Annotated in this window: 13 protein-coding genes and 2 pseudogenes; 7 read left to right on the top strand and 8 right to left on the bottom strand. The window is 69.8% G+C overall.

Annotated features, from left to right (window positions below; all coding sequences use genetic code 11):
• Positions 1 to 16: 16 nt before the first annotated feature.
• The gene (locus tag QNJ30_24050) at positions 17 to 1,669 is read right to left on the bottom strand and encodes an alkaline phosphatase D family protein (GenBank protein ID MDJ0946533.1); all 1,653 of its coding nucleotides are present in this window, start codon (positions 1,667 to 1,669) and stop codon (positions 17 to 19) included.
• 211 nt (positions 1,670 to 1,880) lie between these two features.
• On the opposite strand from QNJ30_24050, the gene QNJ30_24045 reads away from it, so the two are divergent.
• Positions 1,881 to 4,172, top strand: a complete 2,292-nt coding sequence (locus QNJ30_24045; GenBank protein ID MDJ0946532.1) for a DUF1963 domain-containing protein — start codon at positions 1,881 to 1,883, stop codon at positions 4,170 to 4,172.
• 222 nt (positions 4,173 to 4,394) lie between these two features.
• Here the strand turns inward: QNJ30_24045 and QNJ30_24040 are convergent.
• A pseudogene (locus QNJ30_24040) lies at positions 4,395 to 6,060 on the bottom strand (mucoidy inhibitor MuiA family protein).
• Between the two features lie 211 nt (positions 6,061 to 6,271).
• Here QNJ30_24040 and QNJ30_24035 point away from each other — a divergent pair.
• Positions 6,272 to 7,351: a serine hydrolase gene (locus QNJ30_24035; GenBank protein ID MDJ0946531.1), complete on the top strand. Its 1,080-nt coding sequence runs from the start codon at positions 6,272 to 6,274 to the stop codon at positions 7,349 to 7,351.
• A gap of 150 nt (positions 7,352 to 7,501) precedes the next feature.
• Here the strand turns inward: QNJ30_24035 and gluQRS are convergent, their stop codons facing one another.
• Positions 7,502 to 8,347, bottom strand: coding sequence for a tRNA glutamyl-Q(34) synthetase GluQRS (gene gluQRS, locus QNJ30_24030; GenBank protein ID MDJ0946530.1), 846 nt, complete (start codon positions 8,345 to 8,347; stop codon positions 7,502 to 7,504).
• A 270-nt stretch (positions 8,348 to 8,617) separates the two neighbouring features.
• Here gluQRS and QNJ30_24025 point away from each other — a divergent pair, with 270 nt between their 5' ends.
• On the top strand, positions 8,618 to 9,280 hold the full coding sequence (locus QNJ30_24025; GenBank protein MDJ0946529.1) for a DNA-3-methyladenine glycosylase 2 family protein: 663 nt from the start codon (positions 8,618 to 8,620) through the stop codon (positions 9,278 to 9,280).
• A gap of 13 nt (positions 9,281 to 9,293) precedes the next feature.
• On the opposite strand, the pseudogene QNJ30_24020 reads toward QNJ30_24025, so the two are convergent.
• Positions 9,294 to 10,009: pseudogene (locus tag QNJ30_24020) on the bottom strand (IS5 family transposase).
• A 276-nt stretch (positions 10,010 to 10,285) separates the two neighbouring features.
• Positions 10,286 to 10,822 carry a hypothetical protein gene (locus tag QNJ30_24015; protein MDJ0946528.1) on the bottom strand — a complete coding sequence of 179 codons (537 nt, stop codon included), beginning with the start codon at positions 10,820 to 10,822 and terminating at the stop codon, positions 10,286 to 10,288.
• Positions 10,823 to 10,943: 121 nt separating this feature from the next.
• Between QNJ30_24015 and QNJ30_24010 the strand changes: the two genes are divergently transcribed.
• The 3 genes from QNJ30_24010 (at position 10,944) to QNJ30_24000 (ending at position 13,534) form a co-directional block, all read left to right on the top strand.
• Positions 10,944 to 11,618: a dienelactone hydrolase family protein gene (locus tag QNJ30_24010; protein MDJ0946527.1), complete on the top strand. Its 675-nt coding sequence runs from the start codon at positions 10,944 to 10,946 to the stop codon at positions 11,616 to 11,618.
• Positions 11,615 to 12,196 carry a hypothetical protein gene (locus tag QNJ30_24005; protein ID MDJ0946526.1) on the top strand — a complete coding sequence of 194 codons (582 nt, stop codon included), beginning with the start codon at positions 11,615 to 11,617 and terminating at the stop codon, positions 12,194 to 12,196. Before QNJ30_24010 ends, QNJ30_24005 begins: the two co-directional genes overlap by 4 nt.
• 78 nt (positions 12,197 to 12,274) lie before the next feature.
• Positions 12,275 to 13,534, top strand: coding sequence for a Coenzyme F420 hydrogenase/dehydrogenase, beta subunit C-terminal domain (locus tag QNJ30_24000; protein MDJ0946525.1), 1,260 nt, complete (start codon positions 12,275 to 12,277; stop codon positions 13,532 to 13,534).
• A 17-nt stretch (positions 13,535 to 13,551) separates the two neighbouring features.
• Here the strand turns inward: QNJ30_24000 and QNJ30_23995 are convergent, their stop codons facing one another.
• From QNJ30_23995 to QNJ30_23985, 3 genes are all read right to left on the bottom strand, one after another.
• Positions 13,552 to 14,304 carry a hypothetical protein gene (locus tag QNJ30_23995; protein ID MDJ0946524.1) on the bottom strand — a complete coding sequence of 251 codons (753 nt, stop codon included), beginning with the start codon at positions 14,302 to 14,304 and terminating at the stop codon, positions 13,552 to 13,554.
• Between the two features lie 11 nt (positions 14,305 to 14,315).
• Positions 14,316 to 15,110 (bottom strand): hypothetical protein, encoded by a 795-nt coding sequence (locus QNJ30_23990; GenBank protein MDJ0946523.1) that lies wholly within the window; start codon positions 15,108 to 15,110, stop codon positions 14,316 to 14,318.
• Between the two features lie 202 nt (positions 15,111 to 15,312).
• On the bottom strand, positions 15,313 to 17,079 hold the full coding sequence (locus tag QNJ30_23985) for a hypothetical protein (protein MDJ0946522.1): 1,767 nt from the start codon (positions 17,077 to 17,079) through the stop codon (positions 15,313 to 15,315).
• A gap of 482 nt (positions 17,080 to 17,561) precedes the next feature.
• Here QNJ30_23985 and QNJ30_23980 point away from each other — a divergent pair, with 482 nt between their 5' ends.
• The gene (locus tag QNJ30_23980) at positions 17,562 to 18,989 is read left to right on the top strand and encodes a hypothetical protein (GenBank protein ID MDJ0946521.1); all 1,428 of its coding nucleotides are present in this window, start codon (positions 17,562 to 17,564) and stop codon (positions 18,987 to 18,989) included.
• Positions 18,990 to 19,196 lie beyond the last annotated feature (207 nt).

Here is a 19,196-nt window from a genome sequence, read left to right as displayed (position 1 = left end):
CGACCGGGGGCCGGCCCTACCAGGGCTTGAGGTCAAGGGTCTCGTCCAAGGGCTTGCGATCGCCCTTGTCGTCTTCCTCCCTGATCACGTCGCCGTCCTTGTCGAAGGCGCGCACCCGCAGGCTGTGCCGGTCCCGGTCCAGCGACAGGCGACAGAAGTTGTCCTCCTGGGTGAAGTTCCAGGCCTTGTAGTCCATCGTGATCTCCCGGCGGCCGCCGTCCTCGAAGGTGAAGCTGTCCTTCTGGCCCTCGGCGGTGGAATCGTGGACGTAGTCCGAGGGCTCGCCGTCGGCGAAGGGGAAGGGCCAGTAGAAGGCCGAGGAGGTGACCGAATAGGCGACGATGTCCTCGGCCGCGGGGCTGCCCGTGAAGCTCATTCGCGCGACGTTCGAGCAGTGGATGTCGCCGGCGAGGAAGACGACGTTCTGCACCCCGTGGTCGACGAGGCAGCGCAGGATGGCCGCCCGCGTGTTCGGGAAGCCGGGCCAGGAGTCGCTCCTTTCCTGGGCGAGGTCGCCCCGCTCGGCGCGGCCCGACATGGGGCTCGGCACGAAGACGCTTGAGGTCACGATGAACTTCGGCACGTTGCCGCGGGCCTCCTGCTGCGCCCTGAGCCAGTCGAGCAGGCGCAGGAGCTGCCCCGGCGGGCTGCCCGGCAGGGTGGGGCGGCCGAGCATGTGGTTGTCGCTCAAGTCGCCGTCCTCGCCCTCCAGGTAGCGCTGGGTCCGCGTGTCCAGGACGAAGAAGGGATAGCGCCCGCAGTCGAAGCGGTAGTAGAGCCGCTTGCCGAAGCTCCGCGGCCCGTGGCTCCACTGGTAGCTGAGGTAGGCGTCGATCGCGATCGTGAAGAGAAGGTGCTTGGCGTCGCGCCGGATGCGGTCCTGGGTCCAGTTGTCCTCGATCTCGTGGTCGTCGAGGATCATGTAGGTCGGCAGGCGCCGCATCAGGCGGCGGATGTTGCGCGAGCCGAAGGCCGTCAGGTAGCGCTCGCGGAACTCCTCGTAGCTGTCCGCGCGGCCGATCGGGATCAGCCGGTTGAACATGTCGGCGTAGATCTGGTCGCCGGTCATCAGGGTGAAGCGCGGCGGCGAGGGATCGTCGTCCCTGTCGGTCATGCGCGCCATCGGCGCGAAGATCCGGTCGGCGTGGCGGATCTTCCAAAGCAGGCCCGGATATCGGCAGGAGCCGAGCAGGAAGTCCAGACGGTCCTGGCCGTCGTCTTCCGCCGGGAAGGTCCGGAACTCGGCCTCGGACTTGTCGTCGGGCAGGGCTTCCAGGTCGGCGAGCCAGGCATCGGCGGGCGGCAGGCGGCCTCGCAGGCGCGCCCAGTCCGCGCCCTCCTGGTCGTCGATCGGATCGTCCAGCAAAAGGGTGCCGACCCGCAGGACGTAATCGGTGTCCGGTTCGAGGGCGATGGTCTCCGGGTCGACGCCCAGGTTGATCGTGCCGCTGCGGTCGAACTCGCGGCGCAGCCTGAAATAGTAGCAGGGCTTCTTGCGCGGCCGGGACCCGCCGATCGACAGGATCGCGATGACACCGATGGTCCGCGTGTCGGAGTCCAGCGCGCGGCTGGAGTCGGTGTCGGGATCGGCGCGGATCCAGATGCGCGCGCTGGTCGCGGTGGTGTGACCGACGATCGGGCCGACGCCGGCCGCCCGTAAGCTGGACATGAGCTTTCCCCCTGTCGTGCGGGTTGCACGGTCATTGAACCGGAGGAGCTTGCCGAAAGCTGTGCGAAAAGTCGCTTCACGAAGTGGCGTGGCGCCGGTTCCCGGCGAGCGGATCGGCGGGCGTCCGGGTCGGGTCCGGCAATGCTCGGTTAAGGGATTTCAACTAGGGTCTTGCGATCCTTGGTATTGCTCGGCGTCCCGGGGACCGTGCGTGATCGATCCCATTCTGGCCGTTGCCCTCTTCGTGGCCGCGGGCTCCTATTGGGGCCTGGGCTTCTTCGGCCCGGTCGGCCTGGGACTCCTCTACCTCGCGCTCTTCGTCCTGCTCATCCAGACCCTGCGCGAGGCCTGGTACTGGGTCTTCGGCAGCCGGCCGTTGCGCGGCCTGCTGCGGCTGCGCTTCGGGCTCGGGCTCTGGGACAACGCCTTGCTCCGGTGGCGGCTGCGCCGCGCCGCAAGTCGGGTCGCGGCGGACTATGGGCTGAGCTTCGATCCGGCAGACCCGCAGGAAGAGGAACGACTCGCCCGGCTGATCGTCGATCTTCGTGCGATGAACCGCAAGGCGCGAAGCTGGCTGCGCAGACCGATGCGGGCTGAAGACGTGCTGCGCGCGATCCTGCGGATCACGGCGCTGCGGGAGCCGTCGCCGGCCTACCTCTCGCTGCTGGGACGGGCGGCTCCGCCACCGGCGCCGCTCACGGGTGTCGCCGCCCTGGTGGCAGCCATCCGGGCTGCGCTGAGCCGCCTCGTTTTCCGCAGGTCCCTGGCGCTGGTCTCGGTGGCCAGCGCGGGCGGCCTCTTCGACGCCTTGAACCTTCGCACGCGGGGCACGGTGTCTCAGCGGCCCTTTGCCAGCTTCCCCCACCAGGGCCGTCCGCGGCAGGTCATGGCAGGCTACGTCTCCATGGCGCTCGAGCTCGGCGGCTTCGAGCGAGACGATCTCGGCAGCCTTGCAAAGCTGCCGCTCGGGGACCAGCGCAGGCTTGTGGCGATCCGCAGCGCCTTGGAAGACGGCAGCCTTCGCTATGCGCTGACCCTGGCTCTCAATCCCTCGCTGATCGGCCTCTTGAGCCGCCTGCGCCCCCTCAAGGTCGGGGCGGCGCGGGCCCGAGCCGAGGCGGATCGCCGCGCAGCCGAGGCGGCCGCGCGCCCGACCTTCCACGAGGCCGGCGACCTGACCGAGACGGAGATCGCAGACATGATCGAGACGCAAGCCCAGCCGGCCATCTTCCTGCGCCGCTGCTGGCCCATTGGCGCGGCCTGGGGCGGCAAGAGCTGGCTCGGCGGACGTCCCTGCCTGCCCGCGCAGCTGCCCTGGCCGCGCGATCCGAAGCAGGGCACCGCCCTGCATTTCCTCGCCCAGATCGATTGCGAGGACCTGCCTGCGCTCGACGGCGCGTCGCCCTTGCCGCGCGACGGCCGCTTGCTGTTCTTCGCCGACCTCGATGAGGAGCGGCTTTGGTCCGTAGACGGAGAGGATCGCTGCCGGGAAGCGACCCGGGTGATCTACGTTCCCAAGAGCGAGGCGACGTCGGAGGAGCGCGACCCGCCGGAGGATACGCCAGACGTCGACCATCCCTTCGGCCGGCTGACCGGACCCTACGCGGACAAGGGCCGCAAGGGCTTCGCCAAGTGGCCGGTCTCGGCGCATCCGATCGAGACCTACGACATCGAGGGCATGCCCTGGAGCGACCGGCGTTCCAATCCCGACTTCCGTCGGGAAGCGATCGAGCGCCACTACGGCGCGATCCGCGCGCTTCTGCCGGCACCGCCGGCGCCGGAGGATCGCGTCACGCTCCTGGAGTGGGAGCCAGACTCTGAAGCGGGCCCCGCAGGCGCCCAGCGTCAGGTGTTCAGAGCCGCGCCGCTGGGGCCGGCCTTTCCCTGGTGCGGCCTCGTGGTCTCCGAGTTCCTCTCGAGGCTTGAGCGCGAGGCGCAGCAAGGGCTGGCGCGTGCCCGGGAGGAGCTGGAGCGGCGCGGCGCGCAGGCGGAGGACGGCCACAGAGCCGAGGTCGCGCGCTATGAGAGTCTCGTCGCGGACCTCGCCGCCTTCGCCGCCGCACTCGGCCCGCTCGATCCGGTCGAGCCCGCGTCGTCGGAGCTGCGGGAGAAGCTGCTCGCCTGGATCGCGGAGATGGCGGAGCGGCGCCATCCGGCGCGGGCGGGCGTCTTCGTCGGCGCTCTTCAGCGCGCGGTGATGGCGGCGTCTCAGCGTGCCGTGACGGATCCGGAAATCGCCGAACGCCTTCCTGCCGAAGCGCATCGAGTGAATGCCGAGCGGCTCACTCCCGATCCGCGCGGCGCGGAGCATCTGATGCTGGGTCCGACCCAGTTCAAGACAAACCCGACGGGCGACCGAGGTCTGCGCCTGCTCCTGCTGAGCAGCGACCCGGGTCTCGATTTCATGTTCTGCGACGTCGGTGTCGTCGAGTTCTGGATCTTGGAGGAGGACCTGGCGGCGCGGCGCTTCGAGCGCGCCTGGGCAAACACGGCGGGCGGCTGACCACAAAGGCTTTCGGGCCTTTCGAGACGGTCACGCGCTCTTGAGGGTCGGCGATGTCGTCTCGAAGGCGCTCGTACAGGCCAGCACCAGTGCCGGGAACACCCTCCACCCTAACCCTCCCCCTCAAGGGGGGAGGGAAATCTCGGTCGGCTCAGCCGTTGCCCGTCCCCCTTGATGGGGGAGGGCTGGGGTGGGGGTGACCTGACTTAACCCGACAAGACTCTAGAAGCCGTAGACGCTGGCCTTTTCCGGGAAGGCCACGGCGTAGGCGAAGGTGATCTCGCGGGTCTCGCCGGGCCGGTAGTCGTAGGTCCAGGCGAGGACGCCTGTGACGTCCTCCGCGTCCTCGGCGGTCGGCTCGGTGGTGGCCTCGAGCAGCTCGACCTCGATGCGTTCGTCGCGCGCGACCGGCAGCTGGTCCCGGACCTCGATCGTCATCGCCCGCTTGTGCAGGTTGGCGACCTCGATCTCGTAGCGCCGCTCGATCCGCCGGTCCTTGGCGAGGATGCCCTCGCTGGAGCGCTGGCCGCCGGCCAGGCGGTACTTGACCCGGACCCGGTCGTCGACCCCGAAGGAGAGCTTGAAGGTCTCGCCGCCGCGCAGCAGGTCGAGCCGCCCGTTGCCGATGAAGGCACCGTCGCGGAACACCGCCATGGGCCCGGGCAGCAGGGCGTCCGCGCCGCCGTAGGTGACCTCGGCCAGGAGGTAGGCCTGGGGCGAGAGCTTGGGCACGGCGACGACGCTGAGCGCGGCTTCGGTCTCGCGCGCCTGGATCCGGACCTTGTGGGTCGAGTCGTCGGCGGGCAGGTCGATTCGGCCGGGGATGCGGTACTCGGCCGCGAACTCGCCGGCGCTGACCAGGGCGGTCTTGGTCTCGGCCGCCCGGTCTTCGAGCGCCGGACCCGACGAGGCGGTGGTCTCGGTCGACGGCGTGTCCTTGAACAGGCTCAGAAGGTCGTCCTCACGGCGTGCCGCTTGCCGCGGCTCGAAGATGTCGACGAACCAGGCCCCGAGCTTTGGCGCCGGTGGCCGGGCGGGCGGTGGAGAGAGTCAGCGCGACCCCGGTCCAGTCCTCACCGGTGCGCTGGCGGACCTCGCCGAGCTGGGTCAGGCTGACCTTTCGAGTCTCGGCGTCCAGCCTCGCGTCGTAGATCGGCCGCCAGGAGGCGCCGGGCACCTGATAGCTCAGGCGCAGTGTCGCGGTCCCGGCAGCGGCCGCCTCGACGGCGACCCGGGCCTCGACGCTGGCGGTCTGGCCGGTGGCGATCTGGGCGAGGCGGGCCTGCTTCTCCTCGATCTCGCGCTCGAGCGCGCGGGCCGCGACCTCTTCACCCACAATCTCGGCGCGGACCTGGGCGCTGCCCTCGCCCAGGGCGTCCCAGGCCGCGGCCCAGGTCTTGGGATCGGGCAGCCGGCTGTCGCCGTCCTGGTCCTTGGTCTTCGGGAACTCGACCCCGACCGCCTCGATCACGCCCTGCTTGAACCGCAGGGCGGCGATGCGCTCCGTGATCAGGCGCTTGCGGTCGGACAGGGCCTCGATCTCGGCCTTGAGGCGGTGCTCCGCCTCCCGGGTCGCGGCGCGGCCGTGGCGGGTCCGGGCCTCGACCGCGCCCAGCAGCAGGCGGCTGCTGCCCGCGCCCTCGACCCTGAGGGAGTCGCCCAGCAGGTTGGCCGGCAGGCCCAGAACGATCAGCGTCGTGTCGCCCTGGGGCAGCGGCACCTCGATCAGGCGTGTGACCTGGGCGCGGTCGGGAAAGACGGTGACTGCGGCGATCCTCGACTCGGCCGCGAGCTCGGCGGCCTGCAGGGGCGAAGCGACGAAGAAGAGCAGGCCGACCGCAAGAGCGACGCTGGCGGGCCTGCCCGGAGAGGGTTTCCGGCTCGACATAATGGCCCAGGAAGCGCCGCCACTTGGGCTGGCCCAAGGCGCCTCTGGGGCGGAAAGGTGGCGAAGCGTGGTTAAGCCCGGCCAGGGCGGCGGCGCCGCGGGCTTCCGGCCGGCTTCGGCTTGGCCTAGAGTGGCAAGGTTCCGGACCCGCATCTCCGGAGGCGTGATGCAGAAGGCCTTCCGTCTCCTCGCAACCCTGGGAGCCGCTTTCGTGTCGCTGTCCCAAGATGCCGTGCCGGCGCGCGCGGCCGAGGCCTGGCAGACGATCCCCTTGGCCGAGGCCGGCTTCGCCGAGGACCTGGGCGAAGCGCTCGATGCCGCGGTCGCCGCGGGTAAGCTCGAGGGCCTCCACGCGATCCTGGTCGTCCGCCGCGGCAAGCTGGCCCTGGAGCGCTACTACGCGGGCGAGGACGAGCGCTGGGGCGATCCGCTCGGCCGGGTCGACTTCGGGCCGGAGGTCCTGCATGACCTGCGCTCGGTCTCCAAGAGCGTGGTCGGCCTGCTCTACGGCATCGCGCTGGGCAAGGGCCAGGTGCCGGCGCTGGACCGGCCCCTGGTCGACCACTTTCCGGCCTACCCCGAGCTCGCCGCGGATCCGGTGCGCCGGCGCATCACCGTGGCCCACGCGCTGACCATGACCATGGGGCTCGACTGGAGCGAGGACCTGCCCTATAGCGATCCGCGCAACAGCGAGATCGCCATGGAGCGGGCGCCGGACCGCTACCGCTACGTGCTCGAGCGGCCGATCGTCTCGGCGCCGGGCGCGCGCTGGGTCTACAACGGCGGCGCGACGGCGCTGCTCGCCCGGCTGATCGCCCAGGGCAGCGGCCAGCCGCTCTTCGACTACGCGGAGGAGACGCTCTTCGCGCCGCTCGGGATCACCGACGCCGAGTGGGTGAAAGGGCGCGACGGCGAGGCCGCGGCGGCCTCGGGCCTGCGGCTGCGGCCGCGCGACCTGGCGAAGCTCGGCCGGCTGGTGCTCGACGGAGGCCGCTGGGGCGACCGCCAGCTGGTGCCGGTGGCCTGGCTCGAAGAGTCCTTCGAGGCCCGGGCCGAGATCGAGGGCGGGCTGGAGTACGGCTATCAATGGTGGCTCGGCCGGCTGTCGCAGGACGGCGCGCGTTGGATGGCCGGCTTCGGCAACGGCGGCCAGCGCCTGGCGATTTTCCCCAGCCTCGACCTCGCGGTCGTCGTGATGGCGGGCCGCTACAACCAGGCCGAAGCCTGGCAGCTCCCGGTCTCGGTGCTGGTGGACTACGTCTTTCCGGCGCTGCGCCGGGAGCGAGACTGAATAACTTTCCCTGCGGGCCGACCCCTCACCCGCTCGCGGCTCGCGCCGCGCCCACCCTCTCCCCCGGGGAGAGGGTTGTGCAGGCTTGGCGAGGCGTCAGCCGAGCCTTAGCCGGAGCTGGGTGAGGGGAGTACGTGGACTCTGCGAGTCTCAATCCGGAAACCCCGCCATGGCGCGGACCTCGGCGGGGGACTTGCCGGTCTCTCGGAGGGTGCGGATCGAGAGGGCGTCGTGGCGCTTGGCGAGGCGGCGGCCGGCCTTGTCGAGGACCAGGCCGTGGTGCTGCCAGACCGGCACCGGCAGGTCGAGCAGGGCCTGCAGCAGGCGGTGGACGTCGGTCGCCGGCCGCAGGTCCTCGCCCCGGGTGACCAGGGTGACGCCCTGGCTGGCGTCGTCCAGGGTCACCGCCAGGTGATAGCTGGTCCGCACGTCCTTGCGGCCCAGGACCACGTCGCCGTGGCTCGAGGGCTCGGCCGCGACCGTCGCCTGGTCCTTCTCCTCCCAGGTCAGGGGCCCGGCCAGGCGAGTCGCAGCGGTGACATCCAGGCGCAAGGCGTAGGCCGCGCCGCCTTCTATGCGCCGGACCTGCTCCTGGTGGCTGCGGCCGCGGCAGATCCCGGGGTAGAGCGGGCCCTCGGGGCCCTGGGGCGCGGCGGCCGAGGCGGCAACCTCGGCCTCGATCTCCTTGCGGGTGCAGAAGCAGGGGTAGAGCAGGCCCTCGTCGGTCAGGCGCTCCAGCACGGCCTCGTAGTCGGCCAGTTGCTCGGACTGGCGGCGCACCGGCTCCTCCCAGGTCAGGCCCAGCCAGGCCAGGTCCTCGAAGATCGCGGCCTCGAACTCCGGGCGGCAGCGGCCCAGGTCGATGTCTTCGATGCGCAGCAGGAAGCGGCCCCCGGCCTCCTTCGCCTTGTGCCAGGCGAAGAGCGCCGAATGCGCGTGGCCCAGGTGCAGCTGGCCCGTGGGCGAAGGCGCGAAGCGGGTGACGACGTCGGCCATGCCGCAATCATTTGCTCACAACAGACCCGGACTCCGCAAGGGCGGGGCCGAGACCCATAAGAGCAGGGCTTGCAACACAGTGCCGACCTCGCCCTTCGACAGGCTCAGGACGAGGTGAAAAATACCCTCATGCTGAGCCTGTCGAAGCATGAGATCGCCGAGCCGGCGACTTCGTCGCGCAGGGCGTCCGGCGGCCAAGTGTCACCAGACTGTCGCCTGCGGGGCGGCGTGTGCTTGCCAGGGACCGGCCGGCGGGCCAGTCTCGCGGCCATGAGACCCGTCGTCTGCGAGACCAGCCTGTCCGAGGGCTGCGAGGCCCTGGCCGCGGCCGATCCCGACCTCGGCCGGGCCTACCGGGCCCACGGCCTGCCGCCCCTGCGCTACCGGCCGCCGACCTACGACACCCTGCTGCGCATCATCGTGGCCCAGCAGGTCTCTGTCGCCTCGGCCAACGCGATCTGGGGGCGCCTGCAGGCGCGCCTGGAGGCGGTCGAGGCGGAGGTGACACCGGCGGCCTTCCTGACCCTCGGCGACGAGGACCTGAGGACGCTCGGCTTCAGCCGTCAGAAGACGGCCTACGGCCGAGCCATCGCCGAGGACCTGGTCACCGGACGGGTCGCCCTCGGCACGGTCGAGGCGCTGGACGACGAGGCGGCCATCGCGGAGCTGGTCAAGCTCAAGGGCATCGGCCGCTGGAGCGCCGAATGCTTCCTGCTGTTCTCCTACGGCCGCCCCGACGTCTGGCCGGCCGACGACGTCGGATTGATGATTGGGATGGAGAAGATCAAGGGCCTGAAGAGACGCCCCGACGCCAAGCGCATGCGCCGGCTGGCTGCGCCCTGGCGCCCCTGGCGCGGGGTCGCCGCCCGCCTGCTCTGGCATGTCCGCAAGCTCGACGTGGTGCCGGCGGATTTCAAGGAAGGGGCGGCCTAGGTTCTGTGGACATTTACCTGAGCCACAGTAGGGTTGCAGCGAGGGTGACGATTGCGAGGTAGTTCCGGGCCGTTTTCTCGAAGCGTGTGGCGACGCGTCGGAACTGCTTGAGCTTGCTGAAGCAGCACTCGACGAGGTGGCGCTGGGCGTAGAGATGCTTGTCCAGGGGATGCTTCTTGGTGCGGGACGGGTTGTTGGGAATGACCGCGACGGCGCCTTTGTCGGCGATCGCCTTGCGGATGTGGTCGGCGTCATAGGCGGTGTCGGCCATCACCGCCTCGGCGGGAAGGCCCTCCATCAGGGTGCCGGCCTGCGGCGCATCGCCTCTTTGGCCGGCGCTCAGCGTGAAGCGCACGGGGCATCCCAGGCCGCGGACGGCCATATGGATCTTGGTGCTCAGCCCGCCGCGGGAGCGGCCAATGGCCTGATCTTCAGACCCCCCTTTTTCGCCCCCGCCGCGTGCTGGTGGGCTCGGACGATGGTCGAGTCGACGATCAGATACTCGAAGTCCGGATCATCGGCCATCGCCTCGAAGATGCGCCACCAGATGCCCTTCTGGCTCCAGCGGCTGAAGCGTCGGAAGACGCTGTTCCACTCACCGAACTCCGCCGGCAGGTCACGCCAGGGCGCGCCGGTGCGCACGATCCATAGCACCCCTTCGACAAACATCCGATTGTCCCGACCCGTCGAACCCTTCTGGTCGGGCCGGCCGATGATCAGCGGCGCCATCCGATCCCACGCCGCGTCGCTCAGCACCAAACGATCCATCACACCCAAGACTGCCTCCCCAAAAAGCAGTCTTGAATCACAAATCGATCCTAAGGGGAATCCCTAGAGTCCACAGGACCTAGGGCATTATCCGACCAGATGGAATCGCTCTGCGATCCATCTGGTCGGATGTAATGCCCGAACTTCAAGGTATTAGCGCACTACTCCCGGCCAGACGCGAACGCGTCTGATCGGGAAGTGCGCTAGTACTGGCTCGCCGATTTTTGCTGGTGAGATCTAGGCAGAGGTCGGGCCGTTCTCGCTCGGATAGAGGGCCTCGAAGCCGTCGTCGCGCTCCCGGGCGATCACCGCGCCTTCGAGCTGTCCGGCCTTCTTCAGGGCTTGCACCATGACCGGCGCGGCGATCTTGGCGTCGACCACCAGGCAGCAGACCTCCATGGTGCCGCTGCCGATCGAACCGCCGTCGCAGTGGCCGAGGCCGGTCCAGCCGAGCGCGTTGTCCATCAAGTCCTGGATCTCGTAGCGCCGTTCCAGGTGCGCCTCCACCTCCTCTTCGCGCTCCCAGGTCCCGATCCGGTACTCGACGATGACGGTTTGCAGATCCTCCTCGTCGATCTCGGCGTAGCCGTCCTGCTCGCGCCGGGCCATTTCCTCGGCGACGGTCTTCTCGGCGTCGCGGAACAGGCCCGAGCGCACCGCCTGGGTCTCGCCCTCGTCGCCGACGGTGCCCCAGTGCATGATGTGCTTGCCGTCGTCGTCCCAGGTCTCCCAGTAAAGCAGGTCCTCGCCGTCCTTCTTGTAGAGCTTCCGCATCGCCGGACCTTCGCAACCGGTGGCAGGACTCGCTCCTTGTACCCGGAAGCGCGCCGCGACTGAAGCGTTGCCTTGGCCGGGCCGCCGCCGTATCACCACGGCAACGGCAGGAGGAGCCCCCATGACCACAGCCTTCGACCTCGACGGGCCGCGCTACGGGCCGGCCTCGGGCCAGGCGCCGAAGCAGCTGGTCGTCCTGCTGCACGGCCTGGGCGCCGACGGCAATGACCTGATCTCGCTGGCGCCCTACTTCGCCCAGGTCCTGCCGGAGGCCGCCTTCGTCTCGCCACACGCGCCCTTTCCCTGCGACATGGCGCCCTTTGGCCGGCAGTGGTTCTCACTCCAGGAGCGCACGGCCGAGACCATGCTGGGCGGTGTGCGCCTGGCGGCACCGATCCTCGACGGCTTCCTCGATGTCGAGCTGGAGACGGCGGGGCTGACGGCGGAGCGCCTGGCCCTGGTCGGCTTCTCCCAGGGCACCATGATGGCGCTCCACGTCGGGCTCAGGCGCGCGGCCGGCCTCACCGCCATCGTCGGCTTCTCCGGCGCGCTGCTGGCGCCCGAGCTGCTGCCCGGGGAGATCAAGAACCGGCCGCCGGTGCTGCTGGCCCACGGCGCGGCCGACGAGGTCGTCCCGGCCCAGGCCCTGCCCGCCGCGGTCGCGGCCCTGGAAGCGAACCGGGTGCCGGTCACCCATGAGCTCCGCCCCGGCCTCGGCCACTCCATCGACGAGCGCGGCCTGCAGCTCGCCATGGGCTTCCTGGCGGAGGCCTTTGCGGGCGTGCCCACCGAATGACCCTGGACCGGGCGTTCCTCGACAGGCTGCGCGTCGAGACCGCCGGTCGAATCCAATGGGGACCCGGGCTCAGCGCCGCGGACATCGATGCCGCAGAGCGAAAGTGGGGCTTCGGATTTCCACCGGATCTTCGCTTCCTACTCGAGACCATGAGCAGTGAGGCAGACGGCTTCACGTACTGGACCAAGACTCCAGCCGAGGTGATCGCCAAGCGCTTGGCGTGGCCCTTCGAGGGTTTCTGCTTCGATATCGAGCACAGCGACCTTTGGCTGCCCGCCTGGGGACCGAAGCCAGCAACGCTCGCGGAGCGCATCGAGGCGTTCAGGCCCTTCTACGAAGCCGCGCCGAAGCTGATCCCGATCTTCTCGCACCGCTATCTGCCTGCGGAGCCCTTGGCTGCAGGCAACCCGGTCTTCTCGGTCTATCAATCAGACATCATCTACTATGGCGCCAACCTGAGAAACTACCTGGAGAACGAGTTCTTCCGACGCCACGACGTGGAGCCCTGGCCCGTGAAAACCCGGGTTCCCTTCTGGTCCGATTGGGCTGAGGGCGAATTTGATGAAGTCCTCGATTGAGCGGTCTGAGCAGGCCACCGACGGCCCGCGGTGCGCGGGGCGTGCAGGAGGCCCGAGGCGGAACGGAACTGACGCGCGGTGACGGCGAGCGACGGCCTTCAGCGGATCCTGGACGAGGGCAAGTGCATCGGCTGCGGCCTCTGCGCCGCGATGTTCCCGGACAAGCTCGAGATGGCCGTGGCCCCGGGCGGCTATCTGCGGCCGGTCGTGCGGAGAGCGCTCTTAGAAGACGAAACCGAGGCGATCTATGCCGTCTGTCCCGGCGTGGTCGTGACCGGTCTGCCGGGGCCGCTGGCCGAAGCGGCGCCGCAGCTGGACGAGGTCTGGGGACCCTACGTCAGGATCGACAGGGCGCATGCCGCCGATCCGGAAACCCGGCACAAGGCCGCCACCGGCGGCGCCCTGACCGCGCTTTGCGACTATCTGCTCGCCAGCGGCACCGTGGCCGCCGTCCTCCACGTGGCGCCGGGCGGCGCGCGGCCCGCCTTCGGGCAGGCCTGGGTCAGCGAGAGCCGCGAGGCGCTGCTCGCGGGCGCCGGGTCGCGCTACGGTCCCGCGGCGCCGTTGACTGCCCTCGGCGCGATGCTGGACCGCGGTGCGCCCTTCGCCCTGGTCGCCAAGCCCTGCGACATTTCCGCCGTCCGCCTGCTCGGGCGCCGCGACCCGCGGGTCGGCGATCTGATCACCCATTTCCTGACGCCGGTCTGCGGCGGGATCATGCCGCCGTTCGCCATGAAGGCCTTCCTCGCGCGGCACGGGATCGACCCCGACGACGTGGCCGCGGTCAGCTACCGCGGCGACGGCTGCCCGGGCCCCACGCGCTTCGTGCTGAAGAGCGGCGCGGTGATCGAGAAGACCTATCTCGAGTTCTGGGGCACGGAGTCCTCGCAGTGGCACCTGCCCTGGCGCTGCAAGATCTGTCCCGACGGGACCGGCGAGGCGGCGGACATCGCCGCGGCCGACACCTGGCCGGGCGGCTCGCCCGCGGCGGAGACGCTGGACGACGATCCGGGCACCAACGCCGTCCTGGTCCGCACGCCCGCCGGCGCCGAACTGCTCCGCGGCGCCGTCGACGCCGGCTACCTGGTCCTCGAAGGCGACGCGACGCCGCGCGACCTGGACCACTGGCAGCCGCATCAGGTACGCAAGAAGATCGCCTCGGGGGCGCGCTTCGACGGCCTGCGCCGGGCCGGCCAGCTCGGCATCGAGACGATCGGCCTCCGAACGGAAAAACTGCGCGCGCGCATGGACCCAGAGACCGACCGGCAGCAACTGGAGGGAACCCGGGCGCGCATCGCGATCGGCAAGCACCGCGACGACTTCGGCACCACGTCGTGAGCCGGCCTTGCGGCCTTCTAAGTGGCCGAGCCGGTGGCGGTCAGCCGCTGCGCGTGGAGCCGCTGATAGTGCGGCAGGACAATCTCGTAGATCTCCTTGACCCGGTCCGGCGCCTCGGTGATGTCGATGTAGTCCCGCGGCTGGGGCTTCAGCCCGTCGGAGTCGCGCAGGTTGCCGTGCCAGGACCCGCCGTCGTACCAGCTGACTTCCTGGCGGGCCCCCGGCTCCCAGGTCAGCGCCTCCGGCATGAAGGGCAGGCCGACGGCCCGGCAGTAGGCCTCGACGATCCCCTCGGGGTCTTCCAGCAAGTCGTCGCTGTCGATCACCGGCGGCGCTTCGCCCTGCTGATCGCAGAGGCGGTCGAAGAGCTGCCGCTGCTCCACGAAGCCGATCTCCTTCAGGACGAAGTCGGGCCAGTGCTTGTACATCGAGGTCGCCACCTTGGCCGGGTCGCGGATTAGGAAGCTGTGCGTGAAATGAGAGAGGAAATCGTCGGTCCAGAGGTGATCCACGTAGTGCGGGAAGTCCTTCGAGAAGACCGGGCCGTGGCGCGCCGCGGCCTTGAGGGTCTCCCAGACGCTCTCGAAGGTCAGCCCCGGCGTGCGCGGGCTGTCGGGCTTGAGGCGCGGCCAGAGCGGGTCCTCGCCCTGGTACCAGGGCTCGCCGAAGGGCTCGTGAAAGCAGGTCAGGTCGCCGCGCATGCGCATCATCCACTCGAAGGCCGTGGAGGTGGAACGCGGCGTGGCCCAAAGCACCAGGATCTTGTGCATCGGTCCCGCCCTCAGCCAAGCGTGGAGAGCAGGTGGCCGTAGCCGGGCGCCGCAGTCAGCCCGAGGTGCTTCAGCATCGCCCAGTAGAGGGCGAAGTCGGAGGCGACCACGGGCTTGCCGCTCTGGCCTTCGATCCCGTCGACCACCTGCAGCATCCGGAAGCCGGCCCCGGTCTGCACGATCGCGTCGGCCAGCGGCGCGCGGGCGTGTGCGTCGAGGGCGGCGGCGGTCATGATGTGGTCGGGATAGTCCCAGAGGGTCGCCGCCTCGATCCGAAGCTTCTCCTCGTGGCTGGCGAGGATGCCCTGGTCGATCAGGTCGCCCGCCCAGAGGATCTCGAAGCCGGCGGCTTCGAGATAGCCGTTGATTCCCCGGGACCAGTCCTCGCGGTAGTAGCCGTTCGCCACCGTGATCCGCTTCGCGCCGATCTCCTGCAGGGCCTCGACGAGGCAGTGCCCCGCCATGAAGAAGCGGGCACCGGCCTTGTCGGAGATCTCATCGCAAATGCGCCGGATGTCGTCGGGCGAGGTGCCGTTGCAATGCACCCAGTTGGAGCCGACCTGGCCGATCGCCTGGCAGAAGGACCGACCGAGGCAGATCGCGGATTCCTCCAGGACGCCGAAGTGCTGCGCGCGCTGCCCCAGCTCGTAGGCGTAGTCGGGGATGTGGTTGACCCGCTGCAGGACCCCGGTGCCCTTGGGCGCGATCTGCAGGAACTGCTGCGGGCTGTCGTCGAAGTACTGCGGGGTGGTGACGAAGCCCGCATAGGCGCGATAGCGGCGATGGACGCTCTGGACCTCGGCCATGGCTCTCTCCTCTGACCCGTCGGGACTCCGTCTAGACTCAGACGATAGCCACGCGGGACGGGGTCTGGGAAGAGAAGGCCGCTGACAGACTGCGGGCAAGAAACCCGCGGTGCCGGTGGATGGGGAATCGTCTTGCCCACTCGGCCGCCGCCGGTTCGACTCTTGCCGGCGGCGGCTGAGCAGGTACTGCCGTCCTTCTCCGCTAGGGCCGGTCGAACTCCACCGCGCCGGGGTCGCAGCGGCTTTCGCCGTCGCCGTCGCCGTCGGCGGGCCGGGCGGCGGCCCGCTGGTCCTTCGCGGTGCAGGCGCCCTCGGCGGCGCCCTGGTCGATCAGCGAGACGCGGCTGCTGCCGACGATCTCCTTCAGGGCGTAGCTGGGCACGTTGCCGTCGTTGAGCTGCAGGACGTCCTCGATGCCGTAGCGGCCCGACAGCAGGTCCTTGCCGAAGCTGGAGACGATCTTGCAGTCGTTGCCCTGGCCGAAGGCGTTGCCGCCGCCGCTGCTGGCGATCTCGCCGACACAGTCCGATCCTTCCTCCGAGCGGTTCTCGGCAACGATGCTGTTGGTGATCTCGACCCGGCCCCGGGCCTCGATCCCGCCCGCCGCGTTCAGGGACTTGTTGAAGGCGATGGTGGCGCTGTTGAAGACCGCCTCGCCCGCGTTGGCCAGGCCGCCGCCGGCGACCAAGGACTCGTTCTCGCCGACGGTGGAGTTGGTCAGGCGGAGCTGCGCGCCGGCCTCGTTGAAGAGGCCGCCGCCTAGGGGCGCCGTGTTGCCACCGATCAGGCTCTCCTCGACCTCCAGGTAGGCGCCTGCGGCGTTGTAGATGCCGCCGGCGCGGCCGCGGCGAGGCTCCGCGCCCTCGGCGTCCGGCGTCTTGGCGCTGGCCGAGGCGACCAGGTTGCGCTGGACGATCGAACGGGACATGACCAGGCGGCCGAAATTGGCGATCGCGCCGCCGGCCCCGGGCTGCGCCGCCGCGCCGTCCTCGTCGAAGACCACCTGGTTCTCACTCAGGCGCACCAGGTCCATCCGCAGGGAGCCGCGGTTGAGGACCGCGCCGCCGGGGCCGTCGTCCGCCAGGCCGCGCGCGATCCGGAAGCTGCGGAACTCGACCCGCGGTCCCAGGTCGCCGCCCTCCTCCGGATAGGCGTGGACCTCGAAGACACGGAAGCGCTGGCCGGCCTCGACGCTCGGGACCTTGACGATGCCGCTGCGGGGATCGCCGATGCCGAGGATGGTCAGGGAATCGGTGATGTCGAGGTCGCCGACCTCGGCGTGCGCCGCGCCCTCGGCCTCCAGCTTGTCGGTATCCTCGAGTGTCAGCTCGTAGGTGCCGCGGCGCATCAGGATCAGGTCGGGGCCCGGCAGGGCGTTGGCTTCCATGACCGCGGCGCGCAGCGAGCAGACCGCCGCCCCCTCGGGGGCGTCGGCCTCGGTGGCGCAGATGCCGTCGCCGGGCTCGGCGTCGACCGCGTCCTCGGTGTTGTCGACCGTGAAGTGGCGCAGGAAGAAGCGCTGGAAGCCGGCGCAGTCGATCGGCGGCCGGCCGCTCAGCGGGATCTCGATCGATCCCTCGGCGGGCGCGTCCATCTCCTCGATGATTCGGCGCCGGCCTTCACGGTATTCGGTGCTGACCACGAAGCGCAGACTGGCGGTGTCGTTGCAGCGCGGCATGGGGATCGCTCCGGCGTAGACCCCGGCGCCCTCGTCGTTGAGCGGGACCCGGCCGGCCTGTCCCGCGACCTCGGCCTCGACGCTGTGAATGGTGGCGGGCGTCTCGCCGATGTCCAGGGCGACCCTGAGGTCGTAGATCGAGGCGGTGTTGCGCCGAAAGGCGGCCGTCGCCTTCTTGACCTCGACTCGCAGGGCGCTCTCCGCGAGGGGATCGGGGCTGCCCCCGGTCTCCGCGCAGGCCGCGAGGGCCAGCAGGGCGAGGGTTGCGAATGACGTCTGGCGGCGCAGCATGCAGGAATCCTCCCAAGAACACCCTGTTGGGCCGGGTTCGCCCCGGCCGCTTTCAGGTCACGACTCGGCTCGACGGCTGCCGCCGCCCCGCCGTTGTCTGCCAATCCCCATCTACCTAAAAATTAGGTCATGGTTATCACAAATATTGCACGAACTTGTTGTTGCCAGCAACGGCCAATAACTTGGTTAATATTTATGGTTAACGGGCATCTTCTCGATAGGGCACAGATAGCGGCAGCGTTTGCTGGATGATCGGGCACAGGTGGCAACCTGGCGAGGTAACGATGTGACGGTTGCCAAGGTATCGGCCTCTCCGCAGATCTTGCGTCGAGCGCGGCCCGAGACGGGCTTCGAGCCAAGCCGGGATTCGGTCACGACGGCATGGCACGCGCGGCTGCCCTACTTCGAGATACCCGATCAAGGGATACTGGCGAATCGGCAGGCGTAGCACCATGTTAGCCGCACAACCGGAGTGAGCCTCGATGTCCGTCCTGCCCAAGCCCGCCGTCACTTCCGCCTTCGCCGTCCTCCTCGCCACCGCCTTCGCCGCCCCGGCCCCAGCCCAGACGCCGGAGATCAGCCTCGGCGCCGAGGCGCGCGCGGCGCTGTCGCTGACCGTCTACAACCAAGACCTGGCCCTGGTGGTCGAGACGCGCCGGGCCGAATTGCCGGCCGGCGCCGCGCGCCTGCGGCTTACCGACGTCAGCCCGCTGCTGCAGCCCGGTTCGGTCAGCCTCTCGGGGCCGGACCTGCGGGTGCTCGAGTTCAGCAGCCACTTCGACCTGCTGACGCCCTACCGCCTGCTCGAGGCTTCGCTCGGCCGGAGCGTCAAAGTGGCGCAGATCAATCCGGCGACCGGCGCCGAGACCATCGAGGACGCCAGGGTCCTCAGCGTCCAGGACGGCGTGGTCCTCAAGATCGGCGATCGGATCGAGACCGGCAAGGATCTGCCCGGTCGGATCATCTTCGGCGAGATTCCGGCGGGCCTGACCGAAACGCCGACCCTCGGCGCCCTGGTCGAGTCCCAGGGCGGCGACACGGTGGCGTTGTCCTATCTCACCGGCGGCCTGTCCTGGCAGGCCGACTACATCGCGCGCCTGGACGAGGCGACGGGCTCCCTGGCGATCAGCGGCCTGGCGACCCTGACCAACGGGAGCATGACCGGCTACGCCGACGCCCGCCTGCGCCTGGTCGCCGGTACGGTGAACCGGGTGGGCGGCCCGATCCAGCCGCGGGCACGGGCTCGGGTGGCCGGGGCCATGGCGATGGCCGACGCCCCGGAGATGGCCCCCAGGGGCGAGGGCGAGCTCTACGTCTACGACCCGGGCCGCACGGTCTCGCTGCGGCCGCGCGAGACCAAGCAGATCGCGCTCTTGAGCGCCGGCGAGGTGCCCTTCGAGCAGGAGTTCCGCCTGCAGGGGCTGGCAAGCCTGCTCGGCCGTGGCGGCGAGATAGAGCCGGTCAAGGCGCAGACCCTGCTGCGCTTCAAGAACGAAGTTGGGGCCGGCCTGGGCAAGCCGCTGCCGGCCGGCATCCTGCGCGCCTACGGCCTGGGCGGCGAAGCGCCGCCGCTGTTCCTGGGCGAGGATCGGATCCGCCACACCGCCGAGGGCGAGCAGGTCGAGGTCGCCCTGGGTCAGGCCTTCGACGTGACCGGCGAGGCACGGCAGACCGCCTTCGAGCAGCTCGCGGCCGGCAGCTTCGAGGCGGCCCAGGAGGTCACCCTGCGCAACGCCAAGGCGCGGCCGGTAACGGTCAAGGTCACCGGCGACCTGCCGCCGGGCTGGAAGATCCTGGACCAGAGCGCGAGCCACGAGACCGAGACCGCGACCCGGGTCGCCTGGACCCTGGAGGTCCCGGCCGGCGGCCAGACGGTCCTGACCTACAAGGTCCGCGTCGTGCGGCCCTGAAAAAAGGTGGGGGGTCGACTTGACGGCCTCGGGCGCTCACACAAACCCCGGATGCCCTTCCAATCTGGATGTCATGCCCGGACTTGATGGGGTGGATGGCCCCCTTACGGCATCGATGTGCCAAGGTTGGTTATCGCAAAGACCAACGAAGGGAGGCCATCCATGAAGAAGGTTAGCATCATCGGTGTGGATCTTGGGAAGCGCGTG

The organism is Kiloniellales bacterium (assembly GCA_030066685.1).
GTDB lineage: Bacteria > Pseudomonadota > Alphaproteobacteria > Kiloniellales > JAKSBE01 > JAKSBE01.
Note: the sequence above shows the minus strand (reverse complement) of the source record. Positions and strands in the feature narration are given on the sequence as shown.